This window comes from Tardiphaga sp., from assembly GCF_028290785.1.
Taxonomy (GTDB): Bacteria; Pseudomonadota; Alphaproteobacteria; order Rhizobiales; family Xanthobacteraceae; genus Tardiphaga.
The window spans coordinates 1-16,930 of sequence record NZ_JAQGJD010000381.1 but is presented as its reverse complement, the minus strand read 5'-3'; the positions used below and the strand labels follow the sequence as shown (position 1 = coordinate 16,930).

Here is a 16,930-nt window from a genome sequence, read left to right as displayed (position 1 = left end):
CTCGCCGTCACGCCGGCCGCATCGCCAGCACGAGATCCGCGGCGCGGTCGCCGGAGCGCACCGAGCCTTCGATGGTGGCGGGCAATCCGGTATCCGTCCAGTCGCCGGCCAGGAACAGGTTCTTGAACTTGGTGACCGGGCCAGGCCGCAGCGCGTTCTGTCCCGGCGTAGCCTCGAAGGTGGCGCGGCGTTCGCGCACGATCTGCCACGGCGGCAACTCGGCAGTGATATCAGCGACTTTGCAAATGTCGTCCCAGATCTGCTGCGCCAATTGTTCGCGCGGCACGTCGATCAGGCGATCGGCGCCGCTGATGGTGATCGAGAGTCGCTGCGGAAACGCAAACAGCCATTCGATCAAACCGCCGACCACGCCCGTCAGGTCGGGCAAACCCGCAGGCGGATCGAAACGAAAATGCGCATTGACGATGGCACGGAATTTCGTCGGTGCTTTCAGGCCGGGCAGCATCGACGTGGCCGCGCGCGGCGGCACCGCCATCACCACTACGTCTTCCGCGCCAAGCGCAATGGTGTCCTCGGCGCCGAAGTGCAGCGTGCCGACGCGATCGCCGGCCATGGTGTAGCTGCGCAGTTCGTGGCCGAAATGAATGCCGGCGCCCTTCGCGCGCAACAGCTCGATGGCGGGCTCGACCAGCACGGCGCTGAGGCCGTCGCGCGCGATCAGCGGGCGGCAGGCATGGCCGCCGGCGAGCAGAGTCTCGCGCACGATCGCGCCGGCGAGGCCCGCGGAGCCTTCCGGCGGATCGACGTTGAGAGCGGCCAGCAGCAGCGGCTGCACCAGCCGGTCGTAGAGTACGCCCTCGCAGGGGATGGCATCGCCGACCAGCCGGTTGGGCGACGACCAGATCAGCGGCGCCAGCGCGAGGTAGTCGCTGACGGACGTGTCGGGGACGCGGCGATTCTTGTCGAACAGCCAGGTCGGAATGCGGCCGTTGCCGAGATCGAGCTGCCAGCGCTTGCCGGTCTTGATATCAACGAACGGAAACTGCGCGCGCGCCGGACCGACGAGGCCGGCTTCGGTGCCGATCGATTTGGCGTAGGCGATCGCGTGGCGATTGCCGGACAGCAGCAGATGGTTGCCGTTGTCGATGACCAGTTGAGTCTGCGCGTCGAAATAGGACCTGCAGCGGCCGCCGGCCTGCTGCGTGGCCTCGTGGACGTGGACCTGGAAACCGGCATTGGCGAGCCGTACCGCGGCGGCGAGGCCGGAAATTCCGGCACCGATGATGTGGGCTGTGTTCTGCATCAGATGATCGCGTATCGCAGCAGGATGGCCATCTTCGACGCCTTGCCGAGACGAACCGGATCGCGCGGCAGCGCAAAGCCGCGCTTGACCAGCAGTTCGAGAATCCTGCCGTAGTATTTCGACATGATGCGCGGCGCGCGCACGTTGCGACGCTTGTTGCGCTTCATGATCTCGTCGGACTTCTTGAAATGCGCCCGCGCCCGCAGCACCAGCGGCGCGCAGACCTTCGGCAGCGCCGGGCTGGCGATCACCACGTCCGGATCGCTGGAGGTGATGCCGGCATGAAACAGCATTTCGCGCGGCAGATAGAGACGGCCGATGCCGGCGTCTTCGTCGATATCGCGCAGGATGTTGGTGAGCTGCAGCGCGCGGCCGAGATGATGCGCCAGCAGGATGCCGTCGTCGTCCGGCAGGCCGAACACTTTTACTGACAGCCGGCCCACGGCGCTGGCGACGCGATCGCAATACAGATCAAGCGTCGCGTCGTCGGGCGCGCGGATGTCGGCGGGCACATCCATTTCCATGCCATCGATAACGGCGATGAAATCCTCGCGGCGCATGCCGAACTGCGCGATCGGCGCCACATAGTCGCGCACCCGCGCCGGCGGATGGCCGGCATAGAGCGCGTCGATGTCCACGCGCCACTGCTGCAACGCGGCGAGCCTGACGTCACGCGGGCCGTCGGAATCGGCGATGTCATCGACTTGGCGGCAGAAGCTATAGATCTGGAACATGGCGTCGCGCTGGGCGCGCGGCAGGATCCGCATCGCCGCGTAGAACGAGCTGCCGACTGCGATGCCCTGAGCCTCGCTGGTGTGCGGTTCGGTGTTCATCTGGTTCATGCGCCCGGCGTCGAACGGGACAGCGGCGCGCTGCCGGTGGCACGACGCCACAGGCCGCCGGCCAGGCCGACCAGTGCAAAGCCAGCCATTGCCGGCTTCGACAGATGCACGTTTTCACTGAGTGGATCGCGGGCTTTCAACAGCTTGAGGATCTGCCAGGAAAAGGTCTGGATCACCGAAATCTCGCAGCCGAGCCGGACGTCGGCGACATGGCCCACCAGGGATTCACTTTCGACCATCAGCGTCTCGGTTTTGGCAGCCAACTCGCGGAAACAGGCGCGCAGCGCAGGCGTGGACGTGGACAGTTTGATGTCCTCGATGGAGGCGCCGTGCCGCGCCAGCGTTTCGCTGGGGATGTAGACGCGGTCGAGGGCGCGGTAGTCGTCGCCGCAATCCTGCAGGTGGTTGTTGATCTGCAGCGCCGCGCAGAGTGCGTCCGAGGCCGGCCAGGTGGCTTGGCTCTCGCCGTGCACGTCAAGCATGAAGCGTCCCACCGGCATCGCGGAGAATGAACAGTAATGGATGAGTTCGTCCCAGTCCGCATAGCGCCGCTTGGTGACGTCCATGCGGAACGCGGTGAGCACATCGAGCGCATGGCGCGGCGGCATCGCGCGCGCGGCGAGCGCGGAACGCAGCGCCACCGCCTCGGGCTGGCCGTTGCCCTGCCCCAGCAGATCGGCCTCCAGCTCGTCGAGCAGTGCAAGTTTCGCGGCGTCATCCAGCGAGGCATGGTCGGCGATGTCGTCGGCGGTACGGACGAAATTATAGAAGGCAAGGATCAACGCCCGGTGGCGTGGGTGAATGACCCACGACGCAACCGGGAAGTTCTCGTCCTTGTGGGTCTTGCCAGATCGCAAGTCGCTCGCAGGGGTCATCAGGACTGGCTACGTTGGGTTGGAACATATGGGTCCGAACCTCGCCATGTGCCGGAATACCGGCGGCGGGTCGGTCGCGAGCCCCCATATAGGGGAAATCCTCGCGCTAAACCAATGCCAATATGTCGATTTATCGGTCCGGCCAAATCAGGCCGGATCGCCGTTTGGCGCACCCCAACGGGCAATCCGTATTGCTTCGGACGAAGCTTACTGACCGTGGCTGACCAGCACTTCGTTGCAGGGCTTCGACAGCTTGGGGCGATTTTCCTTGAGGCAGGACAGGATGACGAGATCGCCCTGGTCCATCAGCGGCCGGCAAAACTTCTGAACGTCGCGGGTGCAGGCCTTCTGCTCCGCATCGGTGCCGCCGCGCTGCTGGGCCAACGCGCCCGTGGAGGCCGAAACGGAGAGCACGGACAGTACCAAGAAAAATTTACGCATTGTCTTCCTTCAGTGTGGTGACAGAGTTCAGCCCGGATGCTGCATAGCATAAACAGAAACGTTCGCATCGCCGATCAGCCGTTATCTTGAGGGTATTCAGCGGATTAGCGTCGAGGGATGCAAACCAGACACAGCAATTCACCGGCTTCAAGAGCACCCATATTCGGCCAGATCGCGCCAGTCGGAAAATCCCCGAGAGCTCAAAGCGTTCCGGGAAGATGCTGATTTTAAATAGCTATGCCGGTCAGTGCACCTGCCCCCGCCGAATTCGCATTGCTTCGAAGGGCCGCCGGGTGATCATGGAACTTTACTGGCCGGCGCCGGTTGCGGGGTACTTCAAATCCGCCGGGAGATGCTTAATTCTGATGAACCTAAAGTCATGCAGCGACACTTAAACTTCGATGCGGCGCACCGATCTAACGGCGCCATTTGCGGGAAAAGTCACATGAATTTGCTCGGTGCGAATGTATTGGGTCACGCGATCAAAGCCGCCGGCGTGGGCGCAATTTTGATGCTTTCGGTATCCGCCAGCCACGCCCAATCCGGCCCGTTCGCGGGATTTGACGGCTCGTGGAACGGCACCGGAACGGTCTCGCTGTCGGACGGCTCGTCCGAGCGCATCCGTTGCCGCGCCACCTACAAGGTGGATGGCAGCAATGCCCTGGCGCAGACGCTGCGCTGCGCCAGCGACAGCTACAAATTCGATCTCAGCAGCAACGTCACCAGCAATGGCAACAACGTCTCCGGTAGCTGGAGCGAAGCCAGCCGCGGCATTTACGGCAACCTGAACGGCCGCGCCGGGGGCGGCCAGATCGACGTCTTCGTCGAAGCCGCCGGCTTCGCCGCCACCATCTCCCTGACGACCCGCGGCAACAAGCAGTCGGTGTCGATCAATTCCAAGGGCGAAATCCGCGCCGTGCAGATCAGCATGGTCAGGGGCTGAGAGCCTTGCGTCCTCGTTTCCCCGGGGCAACGAGCCCTACTCAGCCGGCTTGGCCAGCACCGAGCTGCCGCTGATCTTCTGCTGCAGGTTGATCAGCCACATCGCGGTCGGGCGCAGGATGAACAGATCGGCGAACAGCGCCGCCACCATGGCGAAGGCGCTGAGCCATCCGAACAGCCGCAGCGACGGCAGGTCGGAGAATACGGTCACGACGAGACCGCAGGCCAGCACCACCGTGGTCAGGATCAGCGCCGGACCGACCAGCACCGTGGCGCGTTCCACCGCGATGGCGGGATCGGTGCCCGGCGTATCTTCCAGCCGCAGGCGGTTGAGGAAGTGAATGGTGGCGCTGAGGCCGAGGCCGAACGACACCGTCAGCGCGACCACGCTGGCGAATTGCAGGCCCTCGCCGAGCAGCCACAGCACGAAGCCTGACAGCACCACCGGAAAGATGCCCGGCAGAATGCAGGCCAACATCACCACCCAGGAGCGGAAGGCGAGGCCGATGAAGATCGCCACCAGGCCGAATTCGATGGTCAGGCCGTGGTTGAGCTTTTCGATCATGCCGGCGGAGTTACGCGCAGCGATGGCCGACAGGCCGGTCACCGCGATTTCATAGCCGGGATGCTTGGTGCGGACTTCGTTGAGCAGGCCATCGAGCTTGTCGACCACCGGCAGGATCGCGCTGGAATCGAGATCCGGCACGCGACCGGACACCACCACCGCCATCTGGTCGGCCGATATGAAGCGGCGCACCAGATGTTCGGGGATCACGCTGACATATTCCTTCAGCGTCGCGACGTCGTTACTGCCCGCCTTCTCGGCGAGCCAGCGGCGCAGCGTCTCCAGCGACCAGACATTGCCGACGCCGGCCGACTTCTCGACCAGCGAATGCACGTCGGCGATAGTCGCGAGCGTTTCCGGCGAATACAGGTCCTGCCCCTTGGGGAATTCGATCAGCACGTCGATCGGATTGGCACCGGTCAGCTTGGCGTCAAGGCGACCCGAGGCGGCCACCGCCTGCTCCTTGTCCGGCACCTGATCGGCCAGACGATAGCGCGGCTCCAGGTTGGCGTAGACCACCGCAAGGCCGCCGACGAGAATGACAGAGATCAGGCTGAACAGCCCGGGACGGCCGACCATGCGCACGGCGATCCAGTAGCAGAACGCGCGCAGCGCGGTGACGCCGGAGTCGGCCGCCTGGAATTTGGCGGAGAATGCCTTCTCGTTGCGCACCAGCAGCACGCCGAACACCGGTACCAGCGACAACACCGCAACTAGCGCAATGGCGGTCGCAGCGAGACCGGCCTCGCCGAAGGCGCGGATCAGGTCGGAGTCGGAGAACTGCAGCGCCAGGAACGAAATGCCCGCGGTCGCGTGAGTCAGCACGCAGGCCGGGCCGACAACCAGGACGGCATTCTTGAATGCCGAGTACTTGTCCTCCCCGGCGATCAGCCGGTCGCGCGCGGCGAAGGTGAGCTGCATCGAGTCCGAGAAGCTGATCACCATGATCAGCGGCGTCATCACGTTGAGGAACATGTTGAGGCTGAAGCCGGCCCAGCCGAGCGCGCCGAGCGCCAACAGGATCGCCAGCAGCGGCGGAAACGCCGCGACGATCATGAACGAGACCTTGCGGAAGAAGATGATCGCGATCAGGCAGCCGGCGAGAATGCCCGCCACGTTGTAGATCAGCCCGTCCCTTTCCACCGCGTTGCGGATCTCGAGCTGCATCACCGGCACGCCGGACAACTGCTTGGTCAGGTTGGAGTCGGCGAGATCGTCGTTCATGATCTTGCGGATATCGCCGACCGCCTTGGTCAGCTTGTTGTTGCTGACCACGGCGGGATCGAGCGACAGCACGATCAGCGCCAGCGTGCCGTCGTCGGACAGAAGCTTGCCGCGGATGATCTCGTTGCTCTTTACCGTCTGGATGAAGCTGTCATAGGCCGCGCCTTCCGGCAGTTCGGAGGGAAACAACGCCGCCGGCAACTTGCCGGGCGCCGGCGCCTGGCGCGCCGAAAACAGCGAGATCAGGCCGCGCACGCCATCCACCAGTTGCAGGTCGGTGACGAGGTCGCGGACCTTTTCGAGGTTCTGGCGTTCCAGCAGCGTCTTGCCTTCGACCACCACCAGCACGTCGAACTCGCTCGACGGGAAGCGTTTGGTGACCTCCTCGTACTGGCGGTATTCCTTGGAATTTGAGCGGAACAGCTGGCTGAGGGAATCGTCGATCTTGATGCGCTGGATGCCGAAGATCGCGGCGATCACCAGCGCCAGCAGGATCAGGCACGACACTACCGGCGCCTTGACGGCGATCAGGCCGATACGCTCCAGACCGAACGCGATGCTGACGGGCCGTTTCCCCAATTTCCTGAGGTCGGCGTCGTGCGAATTGATATCGTGCATCAGCTATCCAGTCCTGTCGAAGGCATCGTCGCCTAGCAAGCATCCGGGGCATCAATGAGGCTGGAATCGGCCGGACCGAACAGCACTAACCCTTGAAAACATGCAGTAAATTTGGCGGGTATGTTTAACAGGTCTGTATGACCCCTCGCAAGCCGGGGGTGCCGGGTACAGGCTGCTTTGGCGCCATAAATCCGCTGGGAACAGTGCCCTCGCAGCCGTCATTGCGAGCCAGCGAAAATCGCCGAAGGCGAATTTCGCTGAGCGAAGCAATCCAGAAAGCCGCATACGTAGAAGAACTGGATTGCTTCGTCGCAAGGGCTCCTCGCAATGACGAACCCTAAAGCGGAGCAATGACTGCCGGCTTCAACCCGCTCTCGTCCTTCAGCGCCACGCCAGTGATCCCGCGGGACAGGCCCTCGCGCGCCAGCCAGGCGATCTTGACGGCGCCCTCCTCATAGCTGAGCCCGGCAGCCTGAATGTTGGAGACGCAGTTGCGGTCGGCGTCGGTCAGGCCCGGCTTCGGATCGGCGGTGATGTAGGCGCCGAGGCTGTGCGGCGCGGACAGGCCGGGCCGTTCGCCGATCAACAGGATGGTCATTCGCGCCTGCAGCAGCGCGCCGATCTCGTCGCCGAGCGCCACCCGTGCGCCGCAGGCGATCACGGCAGGACCGATGGTGAGACCTGCGAGTTTCGGCAGCAGCGCCTGGACGAGGTCGGCGGCATGGGCATTGACCGCGGCGGGCGACAGGCCGTCGCCAATCACGATGGCAACGTCGCACGGGGCGACGTCCGCACGCGCCAGCAGATGTTGCGATTCGGGATCGAGCTTGCGGCCGAGATCGGGCCGTTTCAGATATTCGCTTCGATCATGTGCCTGACTCGATACCACGATGGTTTCCAGCCCAAGTCCTGCAAGTCCGGCCGCGACCAGCGCTGCGTCGAACGGCGAATGCACGGCGTCCCGCGCCCGGGCATGGTCGAGGGTGAAATCTAGCAACGCTCCCGTGGTCAGGCTGGCGCCGCTGCGGCCGAGCCCGACGCGCGCCGGCGTCAGCGCGCGCAATTCGGCTATGGATCGGCGCGGCGCCGTCATGTCGTTATGGTCGGTCATGACGGCGCCTTTGCCCGCGCTATTCCGCCGGAACGGCGTCCGGCATCTTCATCGAATAGTACGACGCGCTGGTGGTGCCCTGCGAGGCGTCGCGCGAGAACATGATCAGGTGCTGCGCGACCATGATCGACGAGATCAGATATTCGATCTCGCCGCGCATCAGGCGGCGCAGCGCGAACTTCCAGAATGCGGCCTTGTAATCGCCGAGCACGCCGACCTTCCAGAAGATGTTGCGCAGCATGATCAGGCCCATCCGGATGTTCTTCCAGGACATCTGCTCCTTGGTCCGCGGCATGATGCGGTTCGGATAGGTGTGCGTAATCTGGTACTCGTAGCGGTCGAGCAGTTTTTGCGGCTGGTAGGCACTGCCCATGCAGGCCCGCCACGATCGCACCACGTCGTCGTAGGGCAGCAGGAAATCGACGTTGGAATCGCGGCCCTCCTCCTCGTTGAGACGGTCGGCCTTCTTCAGGCGGTCCCACAGCGGCGTCTGCGGCAGCGCCTGTAGCAGGTTGATCGTGAGCAGCGGGATCTTCGACGCATCGACGAAATCGAGCAGCGCCTGCCCGGTCTCCGGCCTGTCGGTGTCGAGGCCCAGAATAATCCCGGACACCACCTCCATGCCGAACGAGTTCAGCACCTCGATCGACTCCATGATCGGCAGGACCATGTTGTGGTCCTTTTTCATCGCCTTGAGCGCGACGGGATCGGGGGTCTCGATGCCGCAGAAGATCGTGCCGAACAGCGAATCGCGCATCAAGGCCAGGATTTCCGGGCGCTTGGCGATGTTCAGCGTAGCCTCGCAGGACAGCCGCAGCACGTAGCCGGTCTTCTTCTGCCATTCCACCAGATGCGGCAGCAGGTCGAGCGCGGCCTTGCGGTTACCGATGAAATTGTCATCGACGAAATACACCGAGCCCATGATGCCGCATTCGAGCAGCTTGTCGAGTTCGGCGGTGATCTGCTCCGGCGACTTCAGGCGCGGATTGCGGCCGTACAGGCCGGGGATGTCGCAGAACTCGCACTGATACGGACAGCCTGAGGAATACTGGATCGAGCCCAGGAAATAGCGCGGAATTTCCGCCAGCTCATAGGCGGGAATCGGAAACTTGGTCATGTCGAGACGATCGGCGGTCTTCAGCACCACCTGCCGCTCCGGCCGCGCCGTATTCGCGGCCAAAATGTCGATCAGCCGGTCGGTGGCGTCGCCGAGTTCGCCGCAGTGCAGATAGTCGAACGCGGGATAGTATTCCGGGCACGAACTGACCGACGGACCGCCGATCGCCACCGCCAGGTCGTAGGCGTGGGCGCGGTGGCAGATGTCGTTCATCTGGGTGCGCTGGATGTGCATGCCGCTAACGAACACGGCCTCGGCCCACAGGAAATCTTCCGCCGTGGCGGCGCGGATATTCTCGTCGATGAAACGCACTTCCCAGTCCGCCGGCATGTACGCCGCGATCAGCAGCAACCCTTGCGGCGGCATGAAGGCCTGCACGCCGTCGGTGAGAGGATAGGCGTATTCGAACGTGCCAAACGAAGACGTGTATCGCGGAAACACGCACAAGATGCGCCGTGCCGTCTGCCTGCCCTCAGCTCTCATCAATTTTCCTCTGTGGATTCGCCGGAAGACCCGTGTGGGTGAATCTCGACGCTCGGGCTAACGTGCTGGCGATAAAGCGGTTCCACTCCCTTGATGTGACACGCAATCTAATCATGGCGTTCAAGGCTGGGCTACAAATTCTTCAAGATTGTGGCGACGGTGACGATCACGTGAACGGCCCTCGACCATAACATGTCGGTCGTCATCACCATGTGACACGGGGCTTGCGTCAGGCGATCAGGCGCGATGCCAGCTCCGGCAGCCAGCCGTCGTGAGCTTTAACCCGGAAATCCGGCCCGGCCAGCCCCGCTCGCAGCAGCCAGTCGTCAAATTCCGGCGCCCGCTTCAGGCCGAACAGGTCGCGGACATACAGCGCGTCGTGAAACGAGGTGGACTGGTAGTTCAGCATCACGTCGTCGGCGCCCGGCACGCCCATGATGAAATTGACGCCGGCCGCAGCCAGCAGCGTCAGCAGGTTGTCCATGTCGTCCTGGTCGGCCTCGGCGTGGTTGGTGTAACAGACGTCCACGCCGAGCGGCAGGCCGAGCAGTTTGCCGCAGAAGTGATCCTCCAGCCCGGCGCGGATGATTTCCTTGCCGTCGTAGAGATATTCCGGGCCGATGAAACCGACCACGCTGTTGACCAGCAGCGGCGCAAAGGCCCGCGCGACCCCATAGGCCCGCGCCTCCACCGTCTGCTGATCGACGCCATGGTGGGCATTGGCCGACAGCGCAGAACCCTGGCCGGTTTCGAAATACATCACGTTCTTGCCGACCGTCCCCCGCTTCAGCGACAACCCGGCTTCATAGGCCTCCTCCAAGATCACGAGATCGATGCCGAAGCTGCGGTTGGCTTCCTCGGTGCCGGCGATCGACTGGAATACGAGATCGACCGGAAATCCCTGGTTGATCAGGTCGAGGGTGGTGGTGACATGGGTCAGCACGCAGCTTTGCGTGGGAATCTGCAGTTTGGTGATCACCTCGTCGAGCAGCCGCACCAGCCCGCCCAGCACGGCGGGATCGTCGCTCGCCGGGTTGATGCCGATGCAGGCGTCGCCGGCGCCGAGCATCAGCCCGTCGAGCACCGAGGCAGTGATGCCCCTGACGTCGTCGAACGGATGGTTGGGCTGCAGCCGTACGCTCATGCGGCCGCGCAGCCCGATGGTGTTGCGGAAGCGCGTGATGATCTCGCACTTCTTGGCCACCAGGATCAGGTCCTGATTGCGCATCAGCTTCGACACCGCGGCGGCCATTTCCGGCGTGATGCCCGAGGCGAGTTCGTGCAGCACGGCCGGCGTGGCGGCATCGGACAGCAGCCAGTCGCGGAAGCCGCCGACGGTGAGCGACGAGATGGTGGCGAAGGCCGCGGCATCATGGCTATCGACGATCAGGCGGGTGACTTCGTCATCCTCATAGGGAATCACGGTTTCCGACAAAAATTGCTTCAGCGGCACGTCGGCCAGCGCCATCCGTGCGGCAATCATCTGCTCGGCGGTCTCGGCGGCGAGACCCGCCAACCGGTCGCCGGAGCGCGGCGGCGTCGCCTTGGCCATGAGGTCGCGCAGGTCGGCAAAGACGTGGGTTTGCGTTCCAATGGCGTGGCGATAGATCATGACAGCCCCAAAGCCGGCGCCGAACGATTCTGCGCCCTGCTTTGGACCAGGCTAGCACCGAAGCGACGGTTACGCAGCCTTGACCGTGGCGAGGAATTTATCGACTTCGTTTCGCAGTTGCTCTGACTGACGCGACAGTTCCGACGCCGACGACAGCACCTGGGCCGCTGCGGCCCCGGTTTCGCCCGCGGACGCCGTAATGCCGGAGATATTGGAGGACACTTCGCCGGTGCCCCTGGCAACCTCCTGGACGCTGCGGGAGATCTCGTTGGTCGCCGCCCCTTGCTCCTCGACCGCGGCGGAAATTGCCGTCGCGATCTCGTTGAGCGAATTGATAACCTTGGTGATGGTACCGATCGCCGCCACAGATTCGGTAGTCGAGCTCTGGATGTCGCCAATCTGCTCGGCAATCTCAGCGGTTGCTTTGGCGGTTTGTTCGGCCAGCGACTTGACCTCCTGCGCCACCACCGCAAAGCCGCGGCCGGCCTCGCCAGCACGTGCCGCCTCGATGGTGGCATTAAGGGCCAGAAGGTTGGTCTGCGCGGCAATGTTGTTGATCAACTCGACCACCGTTCCGATTTTCTGAGCGCCCTCGGCCAAGCGGTTCATTTTCACCGCGGTCTCGTCGGCGTCCCGCACGGCATTGCCGGCGATCCGCGAAGACTCGTTGACCTGTCGGGATATCTCGCTGATGGAACTGGTGAGTTGCTCGGTGGCCACGGCGACAGACTGAACACCCTGCGTTGCGTCGCGGGCGGCCTTATCGACGATCTGCGATTGGGACACGGAGCTGCATGCCGACGCCGTCATGTTCTGCGCCGCAGTCTGCAGTTCATTGGAAGCCGAAGCGACGATTCGGACCACGCCGCCGACGGTCCTCTCGAAATCTGCGGCCAGTTTGTCCAGCGTCGCACGGCGATCGCGGCGGCCTTCTTCAATATAGACCGAGATCGCTAGATCCATGTCGAGCAGCGCCACCTTGATGATGGCCGTCTGCAACTCGGCACGCTTCTTCTTTGCACTGAAATCGAATCGGCCGAACGGCATCCGATGCGCGACCGCTTCGACCAGCCCGGAAACCAAGGCGTTGTAGCCGCCGATGTACCAGCGCGGCTCCAGGCCTAGCTTGTTGTGCACCTGGCCGATCTTCGTGACCGACGCCTGATAGGTGTCATCGAAACGCCCGTCGAGGATCACCGTCCAATGCTGGATCTGCATCTTCTTGGCATGCATCATCTGATCGCGGCTTTTGAAGAACGCGTTGGTCTCTGCAAATTTGGAGATGTGGCTGTAAAATTGATCCATGATCTGCGGCAGTTCGCCCAGCACGAACGATTTTCCGGCACGCAGAGTCGCAACGGCTTCTTGATCAATCAGATTGAACTTCAATCGTTCAGAAATATTCGCGTTAGTCATAAAAACCCCCAGTGCGAGACCTGAGCGATTCTAACACGCGATGGGATACCGCACATTGACCTGGCGCAACATCCTAAGCCTACGATCTTACCTCTCAACGTCGCAGCGGATGCAACAAATCCCTGATTGGCGCTGCGACGGATTATGCAAAACGTCCCGCCGCCACGCCCGACGACCACGCCCACTGGAAATTGAAGCCGCCGAGATGGCCGGTGACATCGACGACTTCGCCGATGAAATACAGCCCCGGCACCGATTTCGCTTCAAATGTCTTCGATGACAGTTCGGTGGTATCGACGCCGCCCAGCGTAACTTCGGCCGTGCGGTAGCCTTCGGTGCCGTTCGGACGGACCCGCCATTCCTTCACGGCGGCGACCGCCGTCGCCAGCACCTTGTCGGAAAAATCCGCCAGCCGCGGCGGGCCGGCGACGCGGTCAGCCGCCATGTGGGCCAGCCGCTTCGGCAGCAGTTCGGTCAGGACGGTCGCGAGTTCCTGGCGCGGACGTTCGCGGCGCGCCTGTTTCAGGCCGGCGAGCACATCGACATCCGGCGCCATGTCGATGACGACGTCCTGGCCATCACGCCAATAGGACGAGATCTGCAGCACCGCGGGCCCGCTCAGGCCGCGATGGGTGAACAGCAGCGCCTCCTCGAACTTCGTCTTGCCGACGCTGACTGCAACATCGACGGCGAGGCCGGCGAGATCCTTGAACTGCGCGAGCATGCCGACATCGAAGGTCAACGGCACCAGGCCGGCGCGCGGCGCGACCATCTTCAGTCCGAAATGCTGCGCGGTCTTGTAGCCGAACGCGCTGGCGCCCATTTTCGGGATCGACGGCCCGCCGGTGGCGACCACCAGCGACTGGCCGCGATACTCGCCCTGGTCGGTGGCGACGACGAAACCGGATTCGTTTTTGTTCACGCTGAGGATGCTGACGCCTAGCCGCATCTGCGCGTCGCCCTTACGGGTTTCCGCCAGCAGCATGTCGATGATCTGCTGCGAGGAACCGTCGCAGAACAATTGCCCGCGGGTCTTCTCGTGATAGTCGATGCGATATTTATCGACCAGCGCGATGAAGTCCTGCTGCGTGAAGCTCTTCAGCGCCGATTTGCAGAACTGCGGATTCTCCGACAGGAAATTCGCCGGCGTGGTGTGCAGGTTGGTGAAGTTGCAGCGCCCGCCGCCGGAGATGCGAATTTTCTCGCCGGGCGCCCTCGCCTGCTCGAGCAGCAGCACCGAACGGCCGCGCTGGCCGGCGACGCCGGCGCACATCAGGCCGGCCGCACCTGCGCCGAGAATGATGACGTCATAGCTGTTATGCGGGCGGACGCTCATTCGACCAGCAATACATCGACGGCGACCGCCAGCTTCTGCTTGCGCGAACCGACGATCACGCCGTCCACCGGCGAGACATCGGAAAAGTCGCGACCGACGGCGAGGATGATATGGTCGTTCTCCACGAGAATATCGTTGGTGGGATCGAAGCCGATCCAGCCCAGTCGCTTGCCGCACCAGACGGAGACCCAGGCATGGGTCGCGTCGGCGCCCTGCAAACGCGCCTTGCCGGGCGGCGGAATGGTGCGCAGATAACCGCTGACATAGGCAGCCGGAAGCCCGAGCCCGCGCATGCCGGAAATCATGATGTGGGCAAAGTCCTGGCAGACGCCGTGACGTTTTTCCAGGACTTCCTGAAGCGGCGTCGAGATCACCGTGGCCTTCGGATCGTATTTGAACTCGGTGCGGATGCGATGCATCAGGTCGACGGCGCCTTCGAGAATGCCGCGGCCGTCGGAAAAACTCGTCGCCGCGTAGGCCGTGACGGAATCGAGGATCGGCACCAGCGGACTCGCAAAGACGTAGCCGATCGGCGACGCCGAACTGAGATCGCTGGAATCGAACGAGGCCTCGCGGACGCTCTCCCACGCCGGGCTGTCGTCGCCACGGCCGGGTGCGCTGCGCTCCACATAGACGCGCGATTTGCTGTCGATGCGCAGCAGGCGGTGCGGATTCTCGATCAGCACGCTTTCGGTCGGTGTCCCGAAGAAGTCCGTCCGCGTCGTGCGGCTCGCCGGGCTCGGCCTGATCTCGACACTGTGCGACACCAGTTGCTGGCCCGGGCTGCTCACGGGCTCAAGCCGCAGCGAGCAGCGCGCGAAGCTCACCGCGCTCTCGTAAGTGTAGGTCGTGACATGGCGAATATCGTAGATCACGCCAGCCCCGTCAGTTTTTCCGGCCGCGTCGCGCTGCTGCCGTGCGGAAAATAATGCGAGCCGATCGAACCGGAGAGATCGAGCAGGTCCTGCTCCAGCGCGAACAGCGACTTGGTATGCAACTCCGAGGCCTCGCCGGTGGTCAAGGATGACTGCAGCGCAATGGCCAGCCGTTGCGGGCGCTCCATCAGGCCGTTCTCTTTCAGCGTCGGCAGGTTGGCGATGTGATCGTTCAGCGCCGAGACCTGGAACGCCACCGAGCGCGGGTTGTAGGGATCGAGCACCACGAGGTCGCGCACCGGCGCCAGCAACGGTCCGACCAGATAACGCGAGCGATAGGTGATCTGGCAATCCACCAGCGTCAAGAGGATGTCGAGGTCGTCGCTCGAAGCTTCGTCATAGGCGAACTGCCGCGCAAAGCGCGTGGTGTTGATGGCGCGTTCGGCGCGGCGGCCCATTTCGAGGAAGCGCCAGCCGGCGGCGCGGTTCATGTTTTCCTGCGCCAGTCCGGCGAAGCTCGCCAGTTCCTGCAATGTCAGTTCGGCGGCGCTGACGACGCCGTCGTCGTCCTCGACCTCGTGCGCGAGACGCTCGGTCATCTCGTTGATCACCTGCCAGGCGTCCGGCGACAGCCGTTCGCGCAACGAGGTCGCGGTGCGCTGCGCCGCGCGCACCAGAGACAGCGCTGAGCCGAACTTGTCCTCGCCCTGCAGCGCCTGCGCGGCGATTTTCGCCGGCTGTGAGCGCGCAGTCAGCGAGGTCGCGCCCCAGGTCACGAGCAGCCGCTGGATGCGTTCGACCGACTGCTGCGCCGTCGCGCCGCCCTTGCCGGGATCGCGTTGCGGCACGCTGAGCGCGCGCACCAGCCGCAGCGTCGACTCCGCACGTTCGAGATAGCGCCCGAGCCAGAACAGGTTGTCGGCGGCGCGGCTCGGCACCCAGCCGGCAATGCGACGGATCCGAACGGTTTCGACCGCCGGCAACAGCGTGGTGGCCGGCACCGCCTTGTCGGCGACGACCCACACATCGGCCGCCCGCGCGCCGGCGCCCATCGACACCGCGCGGGCGTCGGGCTGATCGGCGATGCGGCAGAAGCCGCCGGGCATCACGGTCCAGCCGTCCGGCGTGGCGGCGGCGAACACACGCAGCACGAAAGGGCGCGGCGCGAGCCGGCCATTGTCCCACACCGGCGTGGTGGAGAGCTTGACCTGTTCCTGGCCGACAAAATCGATGCCGCGGTTGCAGATCGCCTTCTTCAGCCGCTCGCGCTCGGCGGGCGACAATTGCGACGGCAGCACTGGCCCGCCGGGAAAGCCCGGCACCGTCGGGCCATAGGCGCCTTCGATGACGAAATGATCGAGCCTATCCAGCACTTCCTCGCGCGCATCCTTCTGGCCGCACCACCAGGTGGCGATGTGCGGCATCTTGAGTTTTTCGCCGAGCAGCCGCTCGCACAGGCTGGGCAGGAAGCCGAGCAACGCGCGGGCTTCCATCACCCCGGTGCCCGGCATGTTGGCGACGACGACGCCGTTTTTTCTGAGCACGTCGATCAAACCGGGCACGCCGAGTTGCGACGAGGCGTCGAGTTCGAGCGGATCCAGGGAGTTGGAATCGACGCGGCGCAGCAGCACGTCGAGCCGTTTCAGGCCGGCCACGGTGCGGATGTGAATGCGATCGCCGGACACCGTGAGATCATCGCCTTCGACCAGCAGGAAGCCGAGATAGCGCGCCAGCGTGGCGTGTTCGAAATAGGTCTCGCTGAACGGCCCCGGCGTCAGCAGTCCGATCCGCGGCTCGTCGCGATCGGCGGAGGCGCGCAGCGAATCGCGAAACGCTTCGAAGAACGGCGCGACGCGCTCGACGTTCATCGACTTGTAGAGATCGGTGAAGGCGCGCGACAGCACCAGGCGGTTTTCCAGCGCGTAGCCCATGCCGGACGGCGCCTGGGTACGATCGCCCAGCAGCCACCAGCGCCCGTCAGGACCGCGGCCGAGATCGGCGGCGTAGACATTCAGATAGTTGCCGCCGGGCGGCTTGATGCCGCACACCGAGCGCAGATATTCCGGGCTGCCGGCAATCGCCGCAGCAGGCACCGCGCCCGATGCGACCAGCTTGCCGTCGCCATAGAGATCGCCCAGCACCCGTTCGAGCAATTGCGCGCGCTGGGTTATCGCGACGGAGATCTGCTTCCACTCGGTCTCGTCGATCA

Annotated in this window: 13 protein-coding genes; 1 reads left to right on the top strand and 12 read right to left on the bottom strand. The window is 63.9% G+C overall.

What is annotated here, in order from left to right:
• Positions 1-7: 7 nt before the first annotated feature.
• The 4 genes from hpnE to JWR89_RS24130 form a co-directional block, all read right to left on the bottom strand.
• The gene (gene hpnE / locus JWR89_RS24145; protein WP_299720730.1) at positions 8-1,264 is read right to left on the bottom strand and encodes a hydroxysqualene dehydroxylase HpnE; all 1,257 of its coding nucleotides are present in this window, start codon (positions 1,262-1,264) and stop codon (positions 8-10) included.
• Complete coding sequence (hpnD, locus tag JWR89_RS24140; RefSeq protein ID WP_299720729.1) at positions 1,264-2,106, bottom strand: presqualene diphosphate synthase HpnD; 843 nt, start codon at positions 2,104-2,106, stop codon at positions 1,264-1,266. The genes hpnE and hpnD overlap by 1 nt, the downstream gene beginning before the upstream one ends.
• The gene (hpnC, locus tag JWR89_RS24135) at positions 2,103-2,981 is read right to left on the bottom strand and encodes a squalene synthase HpnC (protein ID WP_299720728.1); all 879 of its coding nucleotides are present in this window, start codon (positions 2,979-2,981) and stop codon (positions 2,103-2,105) included. The genes hpnD and hpnC overlap by 4 nt, the downstream gene beginning before the upstream one ends.
• Positions 2,982-3,188: 207 nt before the next feature.
• Positions 3,189-3,422: a hypothetical protein gene (locus JWR89_RS24130; protein WP_299720727.1), complete on the bottom strand. Its 234-nt coding sequence runs from the start codon at positions 3,420-3,422 to the stop codon at positions 3,189-3,191.
• A gap of 445 nt (positions 3,423-3,867) precedes the next feature.
• On the opposite strand from JWR89_RS24130, the gene JWR89_RS24125 reads away from it, so the two are divergent.
• Entirely contained in the window at positions 3,868-4,365 is a 498-nt protein-coding gene (locus tag JWR89_RS24125) for a hypothetical protein (protein WP_299720726.1), read from the top strand.
• 36 nt (positions 4,366-4,401) lie between these two features.
• On the opposite strand, the gene JWR89_RS24120 is transcribed toward JWR89_RS24125, so the two are convergent.
• From JWR89_RS24120 to JWR89_RS24085, 8 genes are all read right to left on the bottom strand, one after another.
• Positions 4,402-6,771, bottom strand: a complete 2,370-nt coding sequence (locus JWR89_RS24120) for an MMPL family transporter (protein WP_299720725.1) — start codon at positions 6,769-6,771, stop codon at positions 4,402-4,404.
• A gap of 337 nt (positions 6,772-7,108) precedes the next feature.
• Entirely contained in the window at positions 7,109-7,882 is a 774-nt protein-coding gene (gene eutC, locus JWR89_RS24115) for an ethanolamine ammonia-lyase subunit EutC (RefSeq protein WP_299720724.1), read from the bottom strand.
• Positions 7,883-7,901: 19 nt separating this feature from the next.
• A complete protein-coding gene (locus tag JWR89_RS24110) occupies positions 7,902-9,482 on the bottom strand; it encodes a DUF4070 domain-containing protein (protein WP_299720723.1) in 1,581 nt (526 codons plus the stop codon).
• Positions 9,483-9,711: 229 nt separating this feature from the next.
• On the bottom strand, positions 9,712-11,094 hold the full coding sequence (locus JWR89_RS24105) for an ethanolamine ammonia-lyase subunit EutB (RefSeq protein ID WP_299720722.1): 1,383 nt from the start codon (positions 11,092-11,094) through the stop codon (positions 9,712-9,714).
• 69 nt (positions 11,095-11,163) lie between these two features.
• Complete coding sequence (locus tag JWR89_RS24100) at positions 11,164-12,510, bottom strand: globin-coupled sensor protein (protein ID WP_299720721.1); 1,347 nt, start codon at positions 12,508-12,510, stop codon at positions 11,164-11,166.
• A gap of 142 nt (positions 12,511-12,652) precedes the next feature.
• Entirely contained in the window at positions 12,653-13,846 is a 1,194-nt protein-coding gene (locus tag JWR89_RS24095; RefSeq protein WP_299720720.1) for an NAD(P)/FAD-dependent oxidoreductase, read from the bottom strand.
• A complete protein-coding gene (locus JWR89_RS24090) occupies positions 13,843-14,721 on the bottom strand; it encodes a transglutaminase family protein (RefSeq protein ID WP_299720719.1) in 879 nt (292 codons plus the stop codon). The genes JWR89_RS24095 and JWR89_RS24090 overlap by 4 nt, the downstream gene beginning before the upstream one ends.
• The coding region (locus JWR89_RS24085) for a circularly permuted type 2 ATP-grasp protein (protein WP_299720718.1) at positions 14,718-16,930 on the bottom strand (2,213 nt) is incomplete at its 5' end. The genes JWR89_RS24090 and JWR89_RS24085, both read right to left, overlap by 4 nt.